Raw genomic sequence first — 19495 nt, 5'->3', positions numbered from 1 at the left:
GAGTGACGTTATTGACGACAAAAATATTAAAAGGGAAAGAAATTGCTGCACCTAAAAACGAAAAAATTAAAGAGAAACTGGCAAAGCTTTCAGAAAAACCCTGTCTGACAATTGTGAGAGTTGGAGAAGATGCAGACCAGATTTATTATGAAAATTCCTGCAAAAAAATCCTAGGAAACTTAGGATTTGATGTAAAGACTGTGACTTTAGCAGAAGACGTGGCGCAAGAAGTTTTTGACAGCAATTTTACTAAAGTGAATGATGATCCTGATGTTCATGGGATTTTACTATTAAAACCTCTGCCTGCTCACTTATCTGATCATTACGCCAGCCAAATCGTCAAAGCAGAAAAAGATGTTGATTGTTTTGGCGAGAAAAATATGCTGGGTATTTACAAAGGAGATTTTTCAAAATTCATTCCTTGTACTGCGCAAGCATGTCTGGATATTTTAGATTTTATAGGGGTTGAATTATCCGGAAGTCGTGTTGTGATGGTGGGTTATAGTATGGTGGTCGGGAAACCTCTTGCTTTGGCCTTAATGGGCCGGGGAGCAGTAGTGAAGATTTGCCGAAGTACTACAAAAGATTTAAAGAGGGAAACAAGGGATGCTGAAATAGTCATCAGCGCTATTGGTATTCCCCATCATATCGAAGCTGACCAGCTAGATGAAAATGCCATAGTTATTGATGTGGGGATTAACGTAACTCCAGAAGGTAAAGTTGTTGGAGATGTGGTCTATGAAGAGGCAGTAAAAAAAGTTGCTGCTATTACACCAGTACCAGGAGGTGTTGGCACAGTAACTAATGCTGTTCTTGCAGAAAATGTATTGAAAGCCTATGAGCTGTTAAAATAATAAAGCAAAAGAGAATCGGAACGGTTAGTTCCAGACTCTCTTTTTTTATGCTAAATAAATTATGATTGCTGGCTGTTTGCCGGTGCTGCAGATTTTTTGATGTCTGCTCTGATTAAAAATGATAGTATCAAGGCAATAGCTGACATTACGATGAAAATAACAATAGCAGACGAATAAGACCCTGTTTTATCAGCAGTGAAAGATAAAATTAACGGACCTGCCATCCCAGCCATTGCCCATGCAGTTAAAATATATCCGTGGATAGATGCGACGGCTTTTGTTCCAAAAATATCACTGATGAAAGCAGGAACTGCAGAGAAACCTCCACCGTAACAAGTCATAATGATGCAAATTAGAATAGCAAATGCTATAGGTGATTTTGTAAAGTATAATAGCGCCAACGCAACAATATCAATGATAAAATATGCGGTAAAAACATTGGCTCTTCCCATATAATCTGAAACAGTTGCCCAAACGAAGCGACCGCCACCGTTGAAGATTCCCATAATTGCTACCATCGTTGCAGCAAGGCCTGTGCTCATGCCTGTTACTTTTTGTGCCATTGGAGAAGCAGATGACACTAAAGCAATTCCACAAGTAATATTGATAAACAGCATCAACCAAAGCATCCAGAAACGTTTTGTTTTAAGAGCTTCGGCAGCTGTTAGTTCAACGATACCGGAAGAGTTGCCAGAAGTTTGAACTTCACTTTCTGCTGGTGTTTCTTCTTCGTAACCTTTAGGCTTCCAACCAACGGGTGGTTTTTCAATATATTGGGATGCAAGAAACATAATGACAAAGTAAGCAGCCCCAAGAACATAAAATGTTTTTACTAAGCCAATATTACTAGCATTCATTAACGCTTCTGCAATTGGAGTCGTGACTAATGTAGCAAAACCGAAGCCCATGATTGCCATACCAGTGGCTAATCCGCGTCTATCGGGGAACCATGCCATCATTGTGGAAACGGGTGTAACATAACCGGTACCTAAACCGATGCCTGCGATTAATCCGTAACTTAAATAAAGCATAGGTAAAGATTCAATTGAGATAGCGACACCAGTCAATGCTATTCCAAGGCCAAAAAAAATAGACGATATGGTTCCAGTGACACGCGGACCATATTTATCTGTATATCTGCCCATAAAAGCGGCTGAAAATCCTAAACAGAAAATAGCGATACTGAATGCAAAAGAAATTTGGCTTGCTTTCCAGCTTGTAACCTCCTGTATTGGTGTGGTAAAAATGCTCCACGCATACGCGGAACCAATGGACAGATGGAGTGCAACACCCGACAGGGCTACCAGCCATCTGTTCTTTAATTTTTTTGTTTGTGCCATTAAATATACTCTCTCCTTTATTAGTGATTAATATATTATACCCTAAAAATATTTAAAAGATAACACATCTCTAAAAAAAAGACATTTTGCAAGATAATGATTGGGTGGAATAAAGCTTTTAAGTAATGTCATTTGATATAATAACGTTAAAAGATCTTATACTTTACATCTTTGAGTATAAAATAGACGAAATCGATATATCTATTTTTATAAAAGTAGCCAACTTCTAAAGATGAGGCTATAATAGTAACATATAAATTATCTGAAGCAGGAGGAAAAAATGGTAACTTTAGCTGACGTGGCAAAAAAAGCGAATGTCTCTAAGATGACAGTTTCCCGAGTAATCAATAATCCTGAGAAGGTGACGGATGAGTTGAAGCAGTTGGTTTTTCAAGCGATGAAAGAGTTGGATTATAAACCTAACGTAGCTGCCAAAGCTTTAGCCAACAACCGCACCCATATTATCAAACTTTTCATTTTGGAGGAGATGGATACAACGGAGCCTTATTATATGAATTTACTAATGGGCATCTCTAAAGAGTTGGACAAACACCAATATTCCCTCCAGCTAGTAACTGAAAATGGCTTTGATATCGGTCTTTGTGATGGGTATATTATCACTGGTATGAGGGATAAGGATTATGAATGGATTCACAGAATCGAAAATCCAATCATTTTATTTGGTGAAAATAAATACGGTTATGATTTTGTCGATACTGACAATCAGCGAGGGACCTATTTAAGTACAAAACACGTGTTAGAAAGAGGATACGAACAAATCGTCTATGTTGGTATCGATGTGGATGAACCTTTTGAAATCTCAAGGGAAGCAGGTTATCTGCAAGCGATGAGAGAAAAAAATAAGGAGACAAAAATCGTTCGCTTTCAAAACCGTTCTCGTTATTCCGCAGGTTACATCGAAGAATATTTTGATTCTTTTGAGAAAAATACTGCCTTTGTTTGCAGTTCGGATCGCTTGGCTTTTGGCATAATCAGAGGTTTGCTTGGAAAAGAGGGGAAAGTGCCAGAAGAGTTTGGTGTTGTTGGCTTTGATGGAGTTTTTCTAGACCAGATTGCCTACCCAAGACTAACGACAGTGAAACAATCAGTGATTGACATGGGGCGTACGTGTGCGAAAATGCTGTTGAAAAAAATTGATGAAGAAGGTGTTTCACAGGGCAATAATTGGTTTGAGCCTGAATTGATTGTCAGAGGAAGCACGCGTTAAAGACGGTGTAAAAAGGAACAATACTGTAAAGAAACACCTCTATCTTTTTTTAAAAGCATAGAGGTGTTTCAATTATGTTTAATATGTAAATGAGGTCATATAGACTTCAAGCAGCTATTGAAAAATTTATGCTCCATTTTCAAATGTTCTCTTGAATTTTTTTGTCTTTTAGCCTATTCTTAAAAAGTAGCGAAAGTATGTTCCCTATGTTAAAATAATGAAGTGACTACGATTGACTATTATTAAGAATAAAGGGGTGGTTGGATGATTGAAAAACAAACAGATTTAGCGTTTGATTTGGTTTCAAATTATCAACCCAATGGCGATCAGCCGCAAGCGATCAAGCAGCTGATAAAAAATATAAAGAACAATGAGAAAGAACAAATTCTACTAGGAGCTACAGGGACAGGAAAAACCTTTACTATCTCCAATGTAATCAAGGAAATAAAGAAACCCACATTGGTCATCGCCCACAACAAAACCCTGGCAGGGCAACTGTACAGTGAATTCAAAGAGTTTTTCCCTAATAATGCTGTCGAGTATTTTGTCAGTTACTATGATTATTATCAACCTGAAGCCTATGTTCCCTCAAGTGATACTTATATCGAAAAAGATTCCAGTGTCAATGATGAAATCGACAAGCTGCGACATTCAGCGACAAGTTCTCTTTTAGAGAGAAATGATGTTATTGTGGTAGCTTCTGTTTCCTGTATTTACGGATTAGGAGATCCGGAAGAATATCGCAAGCAAGTCCTGTCGATTCGACAAGGAATGGAGATGGAAAGAGGAGAGTTGTTGGAAAAACTGGTAAGTATTCAGTTTGAACGCAACGATATTGATTTTCAGCGGGGACGTTTTCGTGTCAGAGGAGATGTGGTGGAGATTTTTCCGGCTTCTCGTGCTGACCACGCTTTGCGAGTCGAGTTTTTTGGTGATGAAGTCGAGCGGATTCGGGAAGTAGATGCTTTGACTGGAGAAATTATTTCTGATCAGGAACATGTGGCCATTTTTCCGGCGACTCACTTTGTGACCGATGATGAACATATGGAATCTTCAATAAAAAAAATTCAAGATGAATTAGTTGTGCGCTTAAAAGAACTGCGTGACAATGATCAATTGATAGAAGCCCAACGTTTAGAACAGCGGACAAATTATGATATTGAAATGATGCGGGAAATGGGTTATTGTTCAGGGATCGAAAATTACTCCAGGCATATGGATGGTCGTAAAGCTGGTGAACCACCGTATACGCTACTAGATTTTTTCCCTGATGACTTTCTGATTGTAGCGGATGAATCTCATGTGTCTCTGCCGCAAATCAGGGGAATGTATAATGGCGACCGTTCCCGAAAACAGATGCTGGTGGACTATGGTTTTCGTTTGCCAAGTGCTTTGGATAATCGTCCATTACGGATCGAGGAATTTGAAGAGCACGTGAATCAGATTATCTATGTATCAGCTACACCGGGTCCTTATGAGATGGAACGTACCGATCATGTAATCGAACAAATTATTCGTCCAACAGGTTTGCTTGATCCAAAAATCGAAGTTAGACCGATTATGGGGCAAATCGATGATCTCGTGGGAGAAATCCATCAAATCATCGAACAAAATGAACGTGTTTTTGTCACGACTTTAACTAAAAAGATGTCGGAGGACTTGACTGATTATCTGAAAGAATTGGGCATTAAAGTGAAGTATCTTCACAGTGATATCAAGACGTTGGAACGAACTGAAATCATTCGTGATTTGCGTCTCGGAGAATTTGACGTATTAGTGGGGATAAACTTGCTGCGTGAAGGACTGGACGTACCAGAAGTGTCACTAATTGCAATCTTGGACGCAGACAAAGAGGGATTCTTGCGAAGCGAGCGATCGTTGATACAAACGATTGGGCGTGCTGCTCGTAATGCTAATGGGAAAGTGGTCATGTATGCGGATAAAGTGACGGACTCCATGGAAAAAGCAATCAATGAGACGGCACGGCGCCGAAGCATCCAAGAAAAATACAATGAAGAACATGGCATCACACCTAAAACGATTATTAAAGAAATCCGTGATTTGATCAGTATCTCTAAAGTTGCAGAAGATGCGGAAGCATACGATTTAGTTGATAATTATGGTAAGTTGAACAAGAAAGAAAAACAAGACGTGATTGCTGACCTTGAAAAAGAGATGAAAGATGCTGCCAAAGCTCTTGACTTCGAACGAGCAGCCACATTGCGCGACACAGTATTAGAATTAAAAGCTGAATTGTAAGGAAGGTGAAAGCGTGGCAAATGATAAAATTGTCATTCATGGCGCGAGAGAACATAATTTAAAGGATATTGATGTGACGATTCCTCGAGACAAGTTAGTGGTCGTTACAGGTTTGTCAGGCTCCGGGAAGAGTTCTTTGGCTTTTGATACATTGTACGCTGAAGGTCAAAGAAGATATGTGGAGAGTTTGTCTTCTTATGCCCGTCAATTTTTAGGTCAGATGGACAAACCGGACGTGGATAGTATTGACGGCTTGAGTCCGGCAATTTCTATCGACCAGAAAACTACCAGCAAAAATCCTCGTTCTACGGTGGGGACAGTGACAGAAATAAATGACTACTTGCGTTTGCTGTTTGCTCGTGTCGGGGTTCCGATTTGTCCCAATGACGGCACGGAGATCAAAAGTCAGTCTGTTGAACAGATGGTTGAACGTGTGTTGGAGATGGAAAACCGTACCAAAATCCAAATTTTAGCACCTATCATCGTGGGAAAAAAAGGACAGCATAAAAAAGTCTTTGAAATGATAAAAAAAGAAGGCTATGTCCGTGTACGCGTCGATGGTGAAATTTATGATGTCATGGAAGTTCCTGAGTTGGAAAAAAATAAAAAACACTCGATTGAAATTGTCATCGACCGGATAGCAATAAAAGAAGGAATTCGTTCTCGTCTGTTTGATTCCTTTGAATCTGCACTGCGTTTGGCTGAAGGTTACGCGTTGGCGGATGTCATCGGCGGGGAGGAAATTTTGTTCAGCGAGCATTATTCCTGTCCTTATTGCGGCTTTACTCTAGGGGAAGTTGAACCTCGATTGTTTTCATTTAATGCGCCCTTTGGAGCTTGCCCGGATTGTGATGGGTTGAGTGTCAAGTTAGAGGTCGATCAGGACTTAGTTATTCCTGATCCTTCAAAAACATTAAGACAGGGAGCAATTGTCCCGTGGAATCCTATCAGTTCCAATTATTATCCAGCGATGTTAGAGCAGGCGTGCACTCACTTCAAGATTGATTTCGATACTCCTTTTGAAGAGTTGACCACGGCCCAACAAGAGTTGATACTCCTTGGGTCGCAAGGGGAGACGTTCCATTTTCATTACGAGAATGATTTCGGCGGTGTACGTGATGTGGATGTTCCCTTTGAAGGAGTGCTCATTAATATAAATCGCCGTTACCATGAATCAAGCAGCGACTACACCCGTGAACAAATGCGCTTATATATGACAGAATTGGAGTGTCAAACGTGTCATGGTTATCGCCTAAACCCTCAAGCTTTATCGGTGAAAGTTGGAAGTAAGCACATTGGTGAAGTGAGCGAACTGTCCATCACTCATGCATTGGAATTTTTTGAACAGTTAAAACTTTCCGAACAGGACAGCATGATTGCGAAACCGATTTTCAAGGAATTAAGGGACCGTTTGTCTTTTCTTGAAGATGTAGGCCTAGATTATTTGAGTTTAAGCCGTTCATCAGGCACTCTTTCGGGAGGGGAAGCCCAACGGATACGTCTGGCAACTCAGATTGGTTCCAACTTGTCGGGAGTACTTTATATTCTTGATGAGCCATCCATTGGCTTACATCAACGGGACAATGATCGGCTGATTACTTCGTTAAAAAAGATGAGAGATTTAGGCAATACCCTGATCGTCGTAGAGCATGATGAAGATACCATGCGGTCGGCCGATTATCTGATTGATATGGGACCGGGAGCCGGTGAACATGGTGGGGAAATTATCGCTGCAGGGACTCCAGAAGAAGTGATTGAAAATACAATGTCGTTGACAGGACAATATTTGGCAGGCAAGCGTCAAATAAAAGTGCCGGCTAAAAGACGAAAGGGCAATGGAAAATTCGTCACAGTTCAAGGAGCTAAAGAAAACAATCTGAAAAATTTAACAGTGAAATTTCCTATGGGAGAGTTTGTGGTGGTCACAGGGGTTTCAGGCTCAGGGAAAAGCACGTTAGTCAACGCTGTTTTGAAAAGAGCTCTTGCTCAAAAAATCAATCGCAACTCAGAGCGTCCCGGTGCCCATAAAAAAATTGTTGGGTATGAGTCTATCGAACGCTTGGTTAATATTGACCAAAGCCCGATTGGACGGACACCGCGGAGTAACCCAGCCACCTACACCAGCGTCTTTGATGATATTCGCGGATTATTCGCAATGACTAATGAAGCAAAAGTTCGGGGATACAAAAAAGGAAGATTTAGCTTTAATGTCAAAGGTGGGCGTTGCGAAGCATGCAGAGGAGACGGAATCATCAAAATTGAAATGCACTTTCTTCCTGATGTTTACGTGCCTTGCGAAGTGTGTCATGGCAAGCGGTATAATTCTGAAACGTTAGAAGTTCACTACAAAGGAAAGAATATTTCCGAAGTGTTAGATATGCGGATTGAAGAGGCAGCAGAGTTCTTTAAGGCTATTCCGAAAATCCAACGAAAACTTCAAACGATTGTAGATGTCGGCCTTGGTTATGTTACGATGGGTCAGCCGGCGACCACATTATCGGGTGGGGAAGCCCAGCGGATGAAATTAGCTAGTGAATTGCATAAGAGACAAACAGGCAACAGTTTTTACATTTTAGATGAACCGACAACAGGTCTGCATTCTGAAGATATCAAGCGGCTTCTGAAAGTTTTGAACCGTTTAGTGGATGCTGGGAATACGGTCCTTGTTATCGAGCATAATTTAGACGTAATCAAAACGGCTGATTATATCATAGACTTAGGACCAGAAGGGGGAGATCAAGGGGGCACCATTGTCGCTACAGGTACGCCGGAAGAAATTGTAAAGGTTAAAGAAAGTTATACCGGTCAGTACTTAAAAAAAATATTAAACTAAATTTAGACTCTTTTCTTCAAAGTATTTTTGAGGAAAGGAGTTTTTGATGTTTTTATCGTTGGCTATTTCAATGATATCAGATAGGAACAGAGGGGTTAAAGCTTAGAAAATAGTAAAATCCAACGGAACTAGGAAAATATAACTTTAGAAAAATATAACTTTAGAAAAATATTGGTTTTTTATAGGGAAAAAATGTAAAACCAATCCTCTACCATGATACGCCCGGCTATGCTATAATATCTAAGAAGTAAAGAAGGAGGCTGCAAGATGGTTGAAAGTTTAAAATTAGTCGTCATCACAGGAATGAGTGGTGCTGGAAAAACCGTTGCTATGCAAAGTTTTGAAGATATGGGTTATTTCTGTATCGACAATATGCCCCCAGGATTGTTACCTAAATTTTGGGAATTAATCAAAGAATCAGGAAAAGTCACTAAATTAGCTTTGGTGATTGATTTACGTTCACGTTCTTTTTTTGAAGAGTTGCAACAAACACTTGTTGAAGTTGAAAATACAAAAATGATTGATACAAGTATTATCTTTTTAGATGCTTCCGATGAGGAGCTGGTGTCTCGTTACAAAGAAACCCGAAGAACCCATCCCCTTGCGATGGACGGACTGGTGACCGATGGGATTCGTAAAGAACGTGCGTTGCTTGAGGAAATCAAGGCTGACGCCATGGTTATCGATACGACGAATTTGACTCCCCGTCAATTACGTCAAAGAATTTTAAATGATTTTAAATCTGAAGACACTAACATGTTCCGTATAGAGGTCGTTTCTTTTGGTTTTAAATATGGACTGCCGATTGATGCGGATATTGTCATGGATGTCCGCTTTTTGCCTAACCCTCACTATGTGGAAAATTTACGTCCTCTGACAGGGATGGACCAACCGGTGTATGATTATGTGATGGGCTTTGAAGACACGGAGAAATTCTATCAACAGTTTAAAGAATTGATTGTATCGATTTTACCGGGATATGAAAAAGAAGGAAAGACGAGTTTGACGATTGCCATCGGATGTACTGGTGGACAACATCGTTCTGTAGCTTTGTCTAAGCGCTTGGCCGCTGATATAAAAGCACTTGATTTGTATCCGGTAAATACGACACACCGTGACTGCGGAAAACGAAAAGAGACGGTGAATCGTTCATGAAAACATACCGTATAAGAAAACCGAATATTGTCGTCATTGGTGGTGGGACAGGATTACCGGTCATCTTAAACGGCTTGCGCAATCAGGGGGCTTCCATTACCGCTATCGTCACTGTGGCTGATGATGGAGGAAGCAGTGGTTCGTTGCGGAAAAGTGTCAATATTTCTCCGCCGGGCGACCTGAGAAACGTGCTGGTTTCTCTATCAGAGATGCCAAAATTATTTGAGGATTTGTTTCAATATCGCTTTAATGAGGATGATGAATTTTTAGCTAATCATTCACTGGGGAATTTGATTATTGCTGCCCTGTCTGAAATGAGGGGAAGCACCTATGAAGCAATCCAAATTTTAGGGCAGATTATGCAAGTGGATGGACATGTTTATCCCGCATCGGAAAAATCTCTGACATTGCACGCAGAGTATGCTGATGGGTCTGTGGTTTCTGGAGAATCAAAAATCGCAGAAAAACGTCAGAAGATTGAACGGGTCTTTGTGACTAATTCCTGTGATAATGAAAAGCCAAAACCATCTAGAAAAGTCATTCAAGCAATAAAAGATGCAGATATGATTGTTTTGGGCCCTGGCAGTCTGTTTACAAGTATTTTGCCTAATCTGATGATTAAAGAAATAGGGGAGGCCGTGGTAGAGGCCGATGCGGAAGTTGTTTATATCTGCAACATCATGACCCAAAAAGGGGAAACGGAGCACTTCACAGATGCAAATCATGTAGAGGTTCTCAATCGGCACCTTGGAAAAAAATTTATTGATACGGTGTTGGTAAACACAGAGGGTGTGCCAGAGGGTTACATGGACACTGAAAAATACGATGAGTATTTGGTTCAGGTGACACACGATTTTAAACGGCTCCGGGAAGAAGGCTGTCGAGTGATTTCAGCTAATTTTCTAAAGTTGAGGAAAGGCGGCGTTTTCCACGATGGGGAAAAAGTCGTAGAGGAGTTGTTTAGGATTGTGCTGGGTCCTAAGTATTAAGAGAAAGAGGTGTAGCAAGTGTCGTTTGCCTCAGATGTGAAAAAAGAGCTCACTACCTTGGAAGTCCATCGTGATTTAGCTAAATCGGAACTGGCGGCTTTGATACGGATGAATGGTGCACTGTCTTTAGCTAACCGTCATTTCGTCTTAAATGTTCAAACTGAAAATGCGGCGATTGCCAGAAGAATCTATACATTGTTGCGTGACCATTATGAAGTTCAGGCAGAATTTCTAGTTCGGCGCAAAATGAAATTAAAGAAAAACAACATTTATATTGTCCGCTTGAAACAAGAAACGCAAAAGATTTTAATGGATTTGGATATTTTTGACAACGGCATGCTGATGGATCATGTGTCAGATATGATTATCGGCAATAGTGAGAGGATGAAAGCTTACCTCAGGGGGGCTTTTTTAGCCGGAGGTTCGGTGAATAATCCGGAAACTAGCCGTTACCACTTAGAGATTTACTCTTTATATGAAAATCACAGCAGAGAATTGAAAGAAATGATTGAGTACTATCATTTAAAAGCTAAAACTCATAACCGGCGTAATGGTTACATCACATACCTGAAAGGGGCAGAAGATATTTCTGATTTTCTGACACTGATAGGGGCGACTACCAGCATGCTGAAATTTGAAGATGTGAGAGTCATTCGTGACATGAGAAATTCGGTGAATCGGTTGGTGAACTGTGAAACGGCTAATTTATCAAAAACCATCGAAGCAGCATCAACGCAAATTGAAAATATCAACTACATCGAAGCCACTGTCGGTTTGGGTAATTTGGATGAGCGACTGCAGGAAATTGCGGAATTGAGACTCCAACATCCCGAGGTCAGCTTGAAAGAGTTGGGGGAGCTCGTGCCTTCGGGTCCTATTTCAAAATCAGGTATTAATCACCGCATTCGAAAAATAAATGAGTTCGCTGATAAACTAAGAGAAGGAAAATAAAATATCAGACAGCATTTTCTTAGCTGTCTGATATTTTGACTGACTGTATCATCATTTACGTGGGACTATGGGACTGATGTTACTTTCGATATTTTTGTGTGAGTTGTTTCAATTCGATTTTTCGGTCTTCAGCCGTTCGGATCAACTGTTCAGAAAATTCTTCCAGAACGACACGGCCTCCTTGATAGCTGTAGGCCCCTTCCGTCCGGATAATCTGAGGATCAAGAACGACTTTTCGATGGGAAATTTTTTTGAAGAATTCTTCTACCATATAGTTTGGCAGATAGTAGTGGTTTTGCGCACAAAAAGACTGTAAATAAATAAAATCATCAATGGTGATTTTTACATCATCAAAATTTGCAACTTTTTCATAATTGGTGATGTCGACGTCATCTCTGATTTCGATGTCTCTTTTTTGCATAATCTCGTTGATTTTTTTATTTAACAGCATCAGCATATCGATTTCTTTCATCTTTTCTTTTATTTGCTCACGCCGATCGAATTCTTTGAAAATCATTTTATTATTGATGTTTACGCCGGCGATGGCAATCAAAGCTCCCAGCAAAACACCTAACAAAGTACCGATTAGTTCTGTCATAGAATTCTCCCTCCAAAAATTGTCTAGCACGTTAACTATATCAAAGAAAAACAAATTGTAAAAGACAAACATAATAATTGACCATTACTGACCTTTAGTATAAACTTACTCTATGAACAAATTTCCCCTGTATGATACAATTAGGGGAAAAGTTTTGAAAATAGGAGGAAACAAAATGAATTTAATTCCAACAGTCATTGAGCAGTCAGCTCGTGGAGAGAGAGCTTATGATATTTATTCTCGTTTATTGAAAGACAGAATTATCATGTTGAGTGGTCCTATTGACGATAACGTGGCCAACTCAGTGATTGCCCAACTATTATTTCTAGATGCTCAAGATTCAGAAAAAGATATTTTCTTGTATATCAACTCACCAGGCGGTAGTGTATCATCTGGTTTAGCAATTTATGACACGATGAATTTTGTGAAAGCTGATGTACAGACCATTGTTTTAGGTATGGCTGCTTCAATGGGAAGCTTTTTACTTGCAGCTGGAACTAAAGGAAAAAGATTTGCGTTACCTAATGCAGAAATCATGATCCATCAACCTTTAGGCGGTGCTCAAGGACAAGCCACAGAAATTGAAATTGCTGCTAAACATATTTTAGACACACGCGATCGTTTGAATAGAATTTTGGCTGAAGTTACTGGTCAACCGATTGAAGTTATCGAAAAAGATACCGACCGTGACAATTTTATGACAGCAGAAGAAGCAAAAGCTTACGGTCTGATTGATGAAGTGATGGTCAACAATAAATTAAAAACCAAGTAACTCAGGGGAAAATAGATGGAAATAATAGAGGTTTCAAAGATAAGTGATAAAATCGGGATCCAACTGGGAGATGAAAATGCGCCAGTAGTGGTGATGGAATATGTCAATCTGCGCTGTCCTTATTGCCTTCAATGGTTTGAGGATTCCCGGGAAACTTACCATGAACTGATAGAAAACGGTACGGTGCGCAAAGTTCTAAAGCTATTTGACAAGGAAAAGTTTGGTCTTCATTACGGGAATGTCTTGCACCGTTACGTGCCTAAGCATGCCAGTTATGAGGAAGTGGACGCAGTGCTGGATAAGATTTATCATTCTCAAACTAGATGGGGCGAGATGAACAGAGAAATGGGTTCAGCATCAGTGGCTGAGTATGCAGAGAAAATTCTTCATCTGACAGAAGATGCCGATGAGGAAATGAGCCAAGCGATTATCGATGAAACTATCTCAGCGGGTGTACAATTTGTACCCACGATGGTGGTCGGTGACCATGTGTTTGATCAAAAAATTTCTCAAGAAGAATTTCGTCAGCTGATTGAAGAAGAAAAACAGAAACAATTATCATCATAGTTTTAAAGGTCCAACAGCAGAAATGTTTGTTGGGCTTTTTTTATGGTATTAAAGTTTCCTTGCGGGCAACTTTTGTTCCAAAAGTTGGCGAGCTTTCCATTGTGAAAAGCCCGTTTTAGATTTATGATATGTCTAAGAGGTGAAAAAAATGACTGAAATTAAGTTGGGTAAGATTGTTCAACGTTGTCGTAAAGAAAAAAATATGACTCAGGAAGAGTTGGCAATTGCTTTAGGTGTTTCAAAATCGGCTGTCTCTAAGTGGGAGAATCACCAAACCATGCCCGATGTTTTATTATTACCAGCGCTGGCCTCTCTTTTTAAGATATCGATAGATGAGCTGCTCGGCTACTCTCCCCAATTGACACAAGAAGAAACCCGTCAGTGGTATAAACATTTTTCTGATGAATTTACTCGGAAAAATTTCTCTGAAGTTAAGCAGGAAATTGATGCTATGTTGGGAAAATACAGTGTGTGCTATTCTTTTCAGCTGCAAATGGTGATTTTATTATTTAACCACCTTAATCTGGCAGGAGATGCCACTGATAGAAACAGTTTGCTTGAGGAATTACTTCAATTAAGCGAGACGATTAAAAAAGAAACTTCCCAGCCAAATTTGGCGAAACAAGCAAACGTCATTCAAGCGATTATTTATTCCCTATTAGATAAAAATGAGATGGTGATGGTGTTGTTAGGAAAAGAAGTCAATCTTTATTTAGCAGAAAATCAAGTGTTGGCCAACGCCTACTTCAGATCAGGTGATTTGAAGAAAGCGGGAGAAATACTTCAGATTGAGATTTATCAAAATTTGTTTGCTCTAGTCTCAAACAGCAGTCATTATTTATCTTTATTGGAAACGCCGGAAAAAGTGAACGAAACCATCAAACGAATCAAACAAATAACAGCAGCTTATCAGATCAAAGAACTTTCTCCTTATACATATCTGACTTTTTTATTTTCTTCTTTTATACAATTGTTAACACTGGACGAAAGGGAGGATGCACTAGAAGCCATGACAGAAATCATTGAAATCCTTAAAATGTCTCCTGCAATAGAACTTCAAGGAGATGATTATTTTGACCAAGTCGTATTTTGGCTTGATAAGCAAACTGACCTAGGCAATACGATTCCCAGAGATAAGAGTTTGGTAAAGGCAAGCATTCTAGAGTTTTTTACCTCTCAGCCTTTGATAGAAGAAAAACTGGGGCGAGACAGTACGTATCAGAAATTATTTCAGCAACTGATGAAACTAACAGGGAGTTGATGTTCAGTGAATATTTTAAGTATTTCAGAAGTCAAAGAGCTGCTGCCGTTGATTTTACCGATTATTCTGATTCACGTCACATTGGTCATTTTATCAGTGAAACATATTCTAAAACATCCCCGTGTCCGCATTGGCAACAAATGGCTTTGGCTATTCATTGTAATTTTAATTCAAATTATCGGGCCGGTGCTTTATTTTACGATTGGTCGTGAGGAAGAATGACAACTATTTTGGAAGTATCTCATGTCAGTAAGAGTTTTGGTTCCCAACAAGTATTGAAAAATATCGAAATGGAAGTGAAGGAAGGGACGGTCTTGGGGTTCATCGGCAAAAATGGTGCAGGCAAAACCACGTTGATGAAGTGTATTGTAGGGATGTTGCCGATTGACAGCGGAGAGATTCGTTTGGCTAACGTACCTGTGACATTCAGAAAAAACAGGACAAATCAGTTTATCGGCTATTTGCCAGATGTGCCGGCTTTTTATGATGAAATGACAGCAGTGCAATATCTTAAATTTTGTGGAGATATTACCGGAATGTCAGCTTCCAAACTTTCTAACAAGATTTCTGAGATGCTGGCATTGGTAGAATTGGAAAGTTCCAACAAAAGCATTGGCAGTTATTCCAGAGGGATGAAGCAAAGGCTAGGGATTGCTCAAGCTCTTCTCAATGAGCCTAAACTTCTGATTTGTGATGAACCCACATCCGCACTGGATCCGGTGGGACGAAAAGAGATTCTAGAGCTTTTGCGACGCGTAAAGAATCAAACAACAGTTTTATTTTCTACTCATATTTTGAGTGATGTAGAAAAAATATGTGACGACATGATGCTGCTACATGAAGGGAAAATCATTTCGGGAACAGAAATTGAAAAATTAAAAGCTAGTCATAAGAAAAAGCAAGTTCTTTTAGAATTGATGAATAGTTCTGATAGAGAAAAATTCACGGAATTTGATTATCAAAATCATCCAGCCGAAAAAAATGACACAAGTTTGATTTTTCAGGGGGAAGATGCCTTGCAATTACAGCAAGCTTTATTTCAGTTTTTAGCAGTCAAACAAATACCAGTCAAAAAACTTATGATTCTTGAGCCTTCTTTGGAAGATTTGTTCCAGGAGGTGGTGAAATGACACAGACTTGGATTTTTTTAAAAAAGGAAATTTTCAGCAGCTTGAAGAACTATCACGTGTATATTTTAAGCGGAGTGTTTCTCTTACTGGGAATTCTTAACGTATTGACAGCTAAATTCACCCCCAAACTGATTGAAACATTAGTATCAAAGGAGATGGCTGAGGCGTTACCATCTCCCACAGGTATGGACGTTTGGCTCCAGTTTCATAAAAATGTCACACAAATGGGTTTGATCGTCATAGTCTTATTTTTCAGCACTATTTTGACGAAAGAATATCAAAAGGGTTCCTTGACGATTTTGTTGACTAAAGGTTTGAAGCGCCGGAGCGTTATCGTGGCGAAATGGGCATGGCTGGTGACCAGTTTCACTTTTTATTATTTCCTGTCTGTGGGGATAACGTTCATCTATGCCTACCTTTATTTTGAGCAAGTGGTTTATGGTTCTTTAGGTTTTGGATTGTTCGCCCTTTGGCTGTTTGGTTTGCTGATATGCACCTTAATTATTTTAGGGAGCGTGATAGGCAGACAAAGTTATACGGTCCTGATATTTGTGGTCGGCTGTCTAATCGTGATGTTTCTATTGAGTGCTGTCACCAAGTTGTCTGATTTTATCCCAATTCAATTGCTTCAACAATTTATGCCGCTTTTGGAGGGCAGCAAGAGTGCCGGTGATTTATCGTCAGCGGTCATGATGACGGTCATCCTTTGCATTGCCATCCTCTTAAGCAGTGTTTGGCTTTTTGAGCGAAAATTAATATAGTTTTATGTAAACAGCTGTTTTTATTTTTTCTTAATTTATGTTGCTGCCTATTGAATAGCCTCACCAAAACGATGCCGCAAAAAACTCAAAAATTCATTTGAGTTTTTTTGTGGTATAATTTTTTAAAAGTGTCTATGATGAGGGAGGATATGCCGTGGAAATCAGAAAGGCATTGCGTCATGAGGAAACACTAGTCAACGATATGCTGAAAGGTGCTGCGTTGCGAATAAAAAACAAGCAGTCCGAGCAGTGGTCAAACATTTTGGAAGATAAGGAACTGCCGGTCATTCGGCATTGGCTGGGAAAAGATTCCATATATTTTGGGGAGATAGATCAGCAAGTCATTGCCGTCTGTTATTTGTATCAAGAAATGACGGACTGGGATCGTGAGCTGTGGGAACAACATCCTACTGATACTCCTTGTCTGTATCTGCATAAGCTGACCTTAGCAGAAGGCCAGACAGGCAAAGGACTGGCCCATAAATTTTTAAGTGTCCTGCAAGACTACGTCAAATTGAATTTTGAGTCTGGGACCTTGATTCGTTTAGATTGTATTGGTGAAAAAGAAATGCTTAATCAATTGTATCAAAGCAGCGGCTTTCATAAGGTGGGGATGACTCCTCAAGTTTATAATGGTGTTTTGATGGCAGACTTCAATTTGTTTGAATGGCGGCCGTGACACATTATTTTTGTTTTACATCAGCATAAATCATCATAGGAAATAAAAGGGGGAAATAAAGGTGACGAAGGTTCAAAATTTTTGCGAAATCTATGGGGTAGAAAGAAAAGGCACAGACTCGGTAAAATGGGATGGCATGGCAGAGAAATTCACTAGAACAGATTTGCTGCCACTATGGGTGGCGGATATGGAGTTTAAAATTCCTAAAAAAGCCGAAGAAGCATTGATTGAACGTGTTCGACACGGGGCGTTTGGCTACACGATGGTCTCTGATTCATATTATGAACAATATTTTAACTGGCAGAAAAAAAGGTTCAATGTGGATTTGGAAAAAGACTGGGTACGTTTTTCAACTGGTGTTGTCAACAGCTTTTTTTGGATGGTTAATACGTTTACCGAAAAAAATGACAGTGTATTGATTTTAGCCCCAGTTTATTACCCATTTTATGATGCCATCCGTGATAATCAGCGTAAAGTGGTAACTTCAGACTTAATCAATCGTGACGGTCGCTATGAAATAGACTTTGAAGAGGTAGAACGTAAAATCGTCGAAGAACAGGTGAAATTATTCATCCACTGTTCTCCTCATAATCCTGTGGGCCGAGTCTGGACCAAAGAGGAATTGACAAAACTTTTTAATCTTTGCCAAACCCATGATGTGCTTATTATTTCTGATGAAATTCATCAGGATCTGGTACGAAAGGACGTATCGTTTACCAGTGCATTGGCAATGGATGAAAATTACTTTACCCATTTGATTGCTTTGAATGCTCCTTCGAAGACTTTTAATCTGGCAGGACTGCTGCATTCTCACATCGTGATTCCTAACAAAGAGTTGAGAAGCCGTTATGACGACTATGCCAAGACGGTTCATAAGTCTGCTTTAAGCACGATGGGGCTAGTAACGACAGAAGCTTGCTACCGCTACGGCGAGGAGTGGCTGGAAGATTTGCTGGAAGTCATCGAATTTAATTTTAAGCTGTTAGAGGAAAAATTAGTGGGGGCTTTTCCAAAAATTCGTTTGACGGATAAGCAAGGCACTTACTTGGCTTGGATGGATTTGTCGGCCTATGTTCCGCCACAAGAGATGAGAGAATTTATGGAAGAAGAGTGTCATCTTGCTATCGATTACGGTAACTGGTTTGGTGGAGATTGTGATCAGTTTATCCGTATCAATCTGGGGACACTGCCAAAATATGTGGAAGAGGCGGCGGACCGCTTGATTGCCGGATTGAAAAAACGGCAGGGGAAATAAATAATTTTGAGGGTCGGGAATTTATGACCGAGTGTTAAATTTTAAATCATAAGTATTCAATCTGGTTACTTCAATATTATGTAAGTAAAATAAGATGTTCTTGCCATATAACTATGCTAAAAATTACTCAATTGGTTTGTGGACCTTCGATTTTTAACCGCTAAGAGTGAGTATTTCTTTTGTTGTAGTATTAGACAAATACCAGTAGTGTGTGCGGTCGTGCCAAAATCGTGTTAATAAATTTTATAATTTATATGTTAGGTCTTTGGCAAGACTCGCTGAGTTATCCATTAATAAACAAAGCACAGCATCGGAAAAGCCATTGCTATTTTCTATGATGTACCGGACTATGAGAACTATGTAGATAGCTTGAATGGGGCATTAAGTCATTTTTAAAATGTTAAAATAAAACAGATACTCCTAAATAGTCTTTTGGCAAAGTTCATGGGGCAGTTCACTTTATGGTACAACCAGTAAGATGAACGCTGCTCAAAAGGAGTGTTTTCTTTTCACCGGCACTAAATATTTCCTCTTAATTAATAGATATTTTTCAGTATGTATGCTATTATGTTATAGACGTAATTTATGTGATGAGTAGGGAGGACCACCAATTGTATGATATTTTAGTTGGCGTCATGATTGTGCTTTCGATTTTGATAATCATAGCGGTGATGATGCAACCGAGCAAACAAAATAGTGCGGCAAGTGCTTTTACTGGCGGGGCCGATCAATTATTTGGAAAACAGAAAGCACGGGGATTTGAAGCCGTGATGCAAAGGTTAACCGCTTTTTTAGCTATTGCTTGGGTGGTAGTAGCCATTCTGTTAGCGTATGCTCCACTTAAATAATAACGATGAAGCTTC

18 protein-coding genes are annotated in these 19495 nt (G+C 39.6%); 16 read left to right on the top strand and 2 right to left on the bottom strand.

The genetic code is table 11. The features are described 5' to 3' along the window. Positions 1-2: 2 nt before the first annotated feature. Positions 3-854, top strand: a complete 852-nt coding sequence (locus CBF29_RS05820) for a bifunctional 5,10-methylenetetrahydrofolate dehydrogenase/5,10-methenyltetrahydrofolate cyclohydrolase (RefSeq protein WP_126808379.1) — start codon at positions 3-5, stop codon at positions 852-854. 59 nt (positions 855-913) lie between these two features. On the opposite strand, the gene CBF29_RS05815 is transcribed toward CBF29_RS05820, so the two are convergent. Further along, entirely contained in the window at positions 914-2194 is a 1281-nt protein-coding gene (locus tag CBF29_RS05815; RefSeq protein ID WP_126808377.1) for an L-lactate MFS transporter, read from the bottom strand. Between the two features lie 280 nt (positions 2195-2474). On the opposite strand from CBF29_RS05815, the gene CBF29_RS05810 reads away from it, so the two are divergent. The 6 genes from CBF29_RS05810 to whiA all read left to right on the top strand — a co-directional run bounded on the left by CBF29_RS05810 (position 2475) and on the right by whiA (position 11609). Then, a complete protein-coding gene (locus CBF29_RS05810) occupies positions 2475-3422 on the top strand; it encodes a LacI family DNA-binding transcriptional regulator (protein ID WP_126808375.1) in 948 nt (315 codons plus the stop codon). Positions 3423-3686: 264 nt separating this feature from the next. Further along, a complete protein-coding gene (gene uvrB / locus CBF29_RS05805; protein ID WP_126808373.1) occupies positions 3687-5681 on the top strand; it encodes an excinuclease ABC subunit UvrB in 1995 nt (664 codons plus the stop codon). A gap of 13 nt (positions 5682-5694) precedes the next feature. Continuing rightward, positions 5695-8514: an excinuclease ABC subunit UvrA gene (gene uvrA / locus CBF29_RS05800; protein ID WP_126808371.1), complete on the top strand. Its 2820-nt coding sequence runs from the start codon at positions 5695-5697 to the stop codon at positions 8512-8514. A 267-nt stretch (positions 8515-8781) separates the two neighbouring features. After that, positions 8782-9669 carry an RNase adapter RapZ gene (gene rapZ, locus CBF29_RS05795; RefSeq protein ID WP_126808369.1) on the top strand — a complete coding sequence of 296 codons (888 nt, stop codon included), beginning with the start codon at positions 8782-8784 and terminating at the stop codon, positions 9667-9669. Next, the gene (locus CBF29_RS05790) at positions 9666-10658 is read left to right on the top strand and encodes a gluconeogenesis factor YvcK family protein (RefSeq protein WP_126808367.1); all 993 of its coding nucleotides are present in this window, start codon (positions 9666-9668) and stop codon (positions 10656-10658) included. Before rapZ ends, CBF29_RS05790 begins: the two co-directional genes overlap by 4 nt. Positions 10659-10676: 18 nt before the next feature. Then, positions 10677-11609 (top strand): DNA-binding protein WhiA, encoded by a 933-nt coding sequence (gene whiA / locus CBF29_RS05785; protein ID WP_126808365.1) that lies wholly within the window; start codon positions 10677-10679, stop codon positions 11607-11609. A 79-nt stretch (positions 11610-11688) separates the two neighbouring features. Here the strand turns inward: whiA and CBF29_RS05780 are convergent, their stop codons facing one another. Then, positions 11689-12207, bottom strand: coding sequence for a hypothetical protein (locus CBF29_RS05780; RefSeq protein ID WP_126808363.1), 519 nt, complete (start codon positions 12205-12207; stop codon positions 11689-11691). Between the two features lie 175 nt (positions 12208-12382). Here CBF29_RS05780 and clpP point away from each other — a divergent pair, with 175 nt between their 5' ends. The 9 genes from clpP to secG all read left to right on the top strand — a co-directional run bounded on the left by clpP (position 12383) and on the right by secG (position 19480). Further along, entirely contained in the window at positions 12383-12979 is a 597-nt protein-coding gene (gene clpP / locus CBF29_RS05775; RefSeq protein WP_126808361.1) for an ATP-dependent Clp endopeptidase proteolytic subunit ClpP, read from the top strand. A gap of 15 nt (positions 12980-12994) precedes the next feature. Beyond that, positions 12995-13546, top strand: coding sequence for a thioredoxin domain-containing protein (locus tag CBF29_RS05770; RefSeq protein ID WP_126808356.1), 552 nt, complete (start codon positions 12995-12997; stop codon positions 13544-13546). Between the two features lie 148 nt (positions 13547-13694). After that, positions 13695-14807, top strand: coding sequence for a helix-turn-helix domain-containing protein (locus CBF29_RS05765; protein ID WP_126808354.1), 1113 nt, complete (start codon positions 13695-13697; stop codon positions 14805-14807). 6 nt (positions 14808-14813) lie between these two features. Further along, the gene (locus CBF29_RS05760) at positions 14814-15029 is read left to right on the top strand and encodes a PLD nuclease N-terminal domain-containing protein (RefSeq protein WP_245987283.1); all 216 of its coding nucleotides are present in this window, start codon (positions 14814-14816) and stop codon (positions 15027-15029) included. Next, positions 15026-15937 carry an ABC transporter ATP-binding protein gene (locus CBF29_RS05755; RefSeq protein WP_126808352.1) on the top strand — a complete coding sequence of 304 codons (912 nt, stop codon included), beginning with the start codon at positions 15026-15028 and terminating at the stop codon, positions 15935-15937. Before CBF29_RS05760 ends, CBF29_RS05755 begins: the two co-directional genes overlap by 4 nt. Then, positions 15934-16698, top strand: coding sequence for an ABC transporter permease (locus tag CBF29_RS05750; protein WP_126808350.1), 765 nt, complete (start codon positions 15934-15936; stop codon positions 16696-16698). Before CBF29_RS05755 ends, CBF29_RS05750 begins: the two co-directional genes overlap by 4 nt. A 154-nt stretch (positions 16699-16852) precedes the next feature. After that, the gene (locus tag CBF29_RS05745) at positions 16853-17377 is read left to right on the top strand and encodes a GNAT family N-acetyltransferase (protein ID WP_126808348.1); all 525 of its coding nucleotides are present in this window, start codon (positions 16853-16855) and stop codon (positions 17375-17377) included. 61 nt (positions 17378-17438) lie between these two features. After that, complete coding sequence (locus tag CBF29_RS05740; RefSeq protein WP_126808346.1) at positions 17439-18632, top strand: MalY/PatB family protein; 1194 nt, start codon at positions 17439-17441, stop codon at positions 18630-18632. A 611-nt stretch (positions 18633-19243) separates the two neighbouring features. Then, on the top strand, positions 19244-19480 hold the full coding sequence (gene secG, locus CBF29_RS05735) for a preprotein translocase subunit SecG (protein ID WP_126808344.1): 237 nt from the start codon (positions 19244-19246) through the stop codon (positions 19478-19480). Positions 19481-19495 lie beyond the last annotated feature (15 nt).

Source organism: Vagococcus elongatus, assembly GCF_003987645.1.
Classification (GTDB): domain Bacteria; phylum Bacillota; class Bacilli; order Lactobacillales; family Vagococcaceae; genus Vagococcus_A; species Vagococcus_A elongatus.
This window is presented reverse-complemented; position numbering and strand designations above follow the sequence as displayed.